Annotated in this window: 3 protein-coding genes; all 3 read right to left on the bottom strand. The window is 65.7% G+C overall.

What is annotated here, in order from left to right; translation table 11 throughout:
• A partial coding sequence (locus tag EOA85_RS31165; protein WP_206523407.1) for an enoyl-CoA hydratase-related protein occupies positions 1 to 1,257 on the bottom strand: 1,257 nt, incomplete at its 3' end.
• Between the two features lie 126 nt (positions 1,258 to 1,383).
• The gene (locus EOA85_RS31160) at positions 1,384 to 2,331 is read right to left on the bottom strand and encodes an ABC transporter permease (protein ID WP_127212293.1); all 948 of its coding nucleotides are present in this window, start codon (positions 2,329 to 2,331) and stop codon (positions 1,384 to 1,386) included.
• A gap of 3 nt (positions 2,332 to 2,334) precedes the next feature.
• Positions 2,335 to 3,102, bottom strand: a 768-nt coding sequence (locus tag EOA85_RS31155) for an ABC transporter permease (RefSeq protein ID WP_164760001.1), incomplete at its 5' end; no start/stop codon positions are given.

Genomic DNA, 3,102 nt, shown 5'->3' with positions numbered 1-3,102 from the left:
GGTCGAGGCGGCGATTTCGTTGACGTCGAGATAGGAGGTGTTGGTGGCCAGGATCGCGCCTGGTTTGGCCACCGCGTCGAGCCTGCCGAACACCTCCTTCTTGACCGCCATCTCCTCGAACACCGCCTCGACGATCAGGTCGCAATCGGCGAGGTCGTCATAGGCGGTGGAACCCTTGAACAGGCCGAGCCGCTGTCGCTTGTTGTCTTCGCTGAGCGAGCCGCGGCTGACCGACACGGCGTAGTTCTTGTCGATCATCGCCAGCCCGAGTTGCAGCGCTTCCTGCGTCGCCTCCAGCACGGTGACGGAGAAACCGCCATTGGCGAACGCCATGGCAATGCCGCCGCCCATGGTGCCGGCGCCGATGACGCCGACCCGCGCGATCTTGCGCCTGACAATATCCTTGCCGGCAACCTTCGCCGCCTCCCGCTCGGCGAAGAACAGATGACGCTGCGCGCGCGACTGGTCGCCTGCAACGAGCTTGGCGAACAGTTCGCGTTCCGCCACCAGCGCTTCTTCGAACGGCAGCGTCATGGCGTTGCGGACCGACTGCGCGCAGGCGATCGGCGCTTCGAGGCCGCGCGCCTTTTTGGCGAGTTCCGCCACCGCCTTGTCGAATGCAGCCAAGTCAGCCTTGTCGAGACGGCCATCACGGTCGCGCACCGGCGTGAACGGTCCACCCTTGCCAGCCATTTCGCTGGCGAAACGAACCGCCTGCGCGGTCGGGGCGCCGACGAAGACAGCGTCGATCAGACCGGCGGCAAGCGCCTCGGCCGCACCGATCGGCGTTCCCGAAACGATCATGCTGAGCGCCTTGAGCGGCCCGACGAGGCATGGCAGCCGAACCGTGCCGCCTCCGCCAGGCAGCAGGCCGAGCTTGACCTCCGGCAAGCCGAGCGTGGCCTGGCTGTCGGCAATGCGAAAATGGCAGCCGAGCGTCAGTTCCAGGCCGCCGCCGAGTGCGGTGCCGTGAATGGCGGCAACCGTCGGCTTGGCAATGGTTTCCAGCATGGCAATGATGGCGCGCAGATCCGGCTGCTGCACCGGCTTGCCGAACTCGGTGATGTCGGCGCCGGCGACGAAGGTCCGCCCGGCACAGGCGATGACGATGGCCGCGACATCGGGCTCGTCGCGCAAGGAAACAAGCGCCTGCATCAGCGGCTCGCGAACATGGAAGCTCAGCGCGTTGACCGGCGGATTGTCGATGGTCACGACGGCGACGCCGCCGTCCCTTGTAACGCTCACGAAATTGGACACGCAAATCTCTCGCAATGATGACGGCCGAACCGCGCCGACCGATTTATAGGGCCGATGCCCGGATGGGAACCGGGATGTTTTGCAGCAGGCTCTCGTCAGGACCGGCCGACAGGGACTGACGCTACTTCAGCGCAGCGCCTTCTGGCCGCCCGCGGCGGTGATGACGCCGACGATGATCACCCCCGTCAGCAGCAGCCGGACGCCGGCGCTGACGCCGAAAGTGTTGAGCATCGTCAGGAGCAGCACTAGGAATAGGGCCGCGCCCCAGACACCCGGCACGTTGGCCTTGCCGCCGGCCACCGACGTGCCGCCGATGACGACGACGGCAATCGAGGCCAGCAGGTACTCGTTGCCGATATCGACATTGGCGCCGCGGAAATAACCGGCAAGCAGCGCCCCGTCGAGGCCGCCGAGCGCGCCCGACAGCGTGTAGGTAAGGAAGCGGATGCGGCCGACATTGACGCCGGCCAGCCACGCGGCGCGGATGTTCTGGCCGATCGCCAGCACCGAACGGCCATAGATCATGCGCTGCAGCGCGATCGCAGCGCCGATGGTGAACAGCACGGTGAGGATCGCCAGCACCGGAATGCCCAGAATCTGCCGGTTGGTGAAATCGGCGAAGCCTGGCGGTGGCTTGATCTGCAAGCCGCGGCCATAGCTGATGTCGATCGACTGGATGATGAAGCTGGCCGACAGAGTGGCGATGATCGGCGGGATGCGCAGCGCCCAGATCAAGAGATAATTGGCGGCGCCGACGGCCATGCCGCAGGCCACCGCCGCCAGCAGCCCGACAGCGATCATCGCATCATTCCCGTCCATCACCTTCATGGCGACGGCGCTGGCGAGGCCGATATTGGCCGGCAGCGACAGGTCGACATTGCCTGGTCCGAGCGTGATGACGAACATCTGCCCGACACCGACAACGACGGTGAAGACGGCCAGAGAAAGTGCCGCCGTGATCATGCCGCCGCCGCCATATCCACCGGTGAAGGTGATCGTCGCCAGCCACACCAGCAGCGCGCCGATGAAGGACCAGATCCAGGGTTTGGCGAGCAGCAATCGCAACGATGCCATCGCTCATCTCTCCCTACGGCTGATCAGCACCCGGGCCGCCAGCACGATGATGAGGATGGCGCCATTGGCGGCAACCTGCCAGTCGGGCGGGATGTGCATGAAGGTGAGCAACGGCGACGCGGCGAGCGCCAGCGTCAGCGCCCCGATGACCGCGCCGATCGGCGATACCCGGCCGCCGACGAATTCGCCGCCGCCGAGGATGACGCCGGCGATCGCAAGCAGCGTGTAGCCATTGCCGATATTGGCGTCGGCCGAGGTGGTGATGCCGATTAGGGCCATGCCGGACAGCACGCCGAACAGGCCGGCGAGTGCGAACAGCACGACCTTGGTCTTGAGCAGCGACCAGCCGGCGCGTTCGAGTGCGGCGGCATTGCCGCCCGATCCGCGCAGGATCACGCCATAGGAGGTGCGCATCAGCCCGAAATGGACGACCGCCGCGATCAGCAGCGCCGTAATGATCGGAAAGGGGATGAGCGGCGGCTTGAAGGCCATGAGCGACAGCAGCCAGTCCGGCGCTTTGCCGCCGGGCTTCGGCAGGATGAGGATGGCCAGACCCTGCCAGACAAAGCTCATGCCGAGCGTCACGACGATTGAAGGCAAATTGCGCAGATAGATCAGCGCGCCGAGCAGTGCATAGACGCCGATCGATCCGAGCAGGATCAAGACGCCGACCAGCGGCGCGTCCTTCAGCCAAGTCGCGGTGACGCAGCCGACGAAACCGACGAAGGTGCCGATCGACAGGTCCAGCTCGTTGCCTGCGATGACGAACAT

The sequence above is a fragment of the Mesorhizobium sp. M5C.F.Ca.IN.020.29.1.1 genome (assembly GCF_003997375.1).
Taxonomy (GTDB): domain Bacteria; phylum Pseudomonadota; class Alphaproteobacteria; order Rhizobiales; family Rhizobiaceae; genus Mesorhizobium; species Mesorhizobium wenxiniae.
The sequence above is the reverse complement of the archived record's forward strand: the minus strand, read 5'-3'. Positions and strand labels throughout refer to the sequence as shown.

What these genes read in the sequence shown, in the direction of transcription:
- EOA85_RS31160 (WP_127212293.1), bottom strand. Translation starts at nt 2,331, where the DNA reads ATGGCATCGTTGCGATTGCTGCTCGCCAAACCCTGGATCTGGTCCTTC.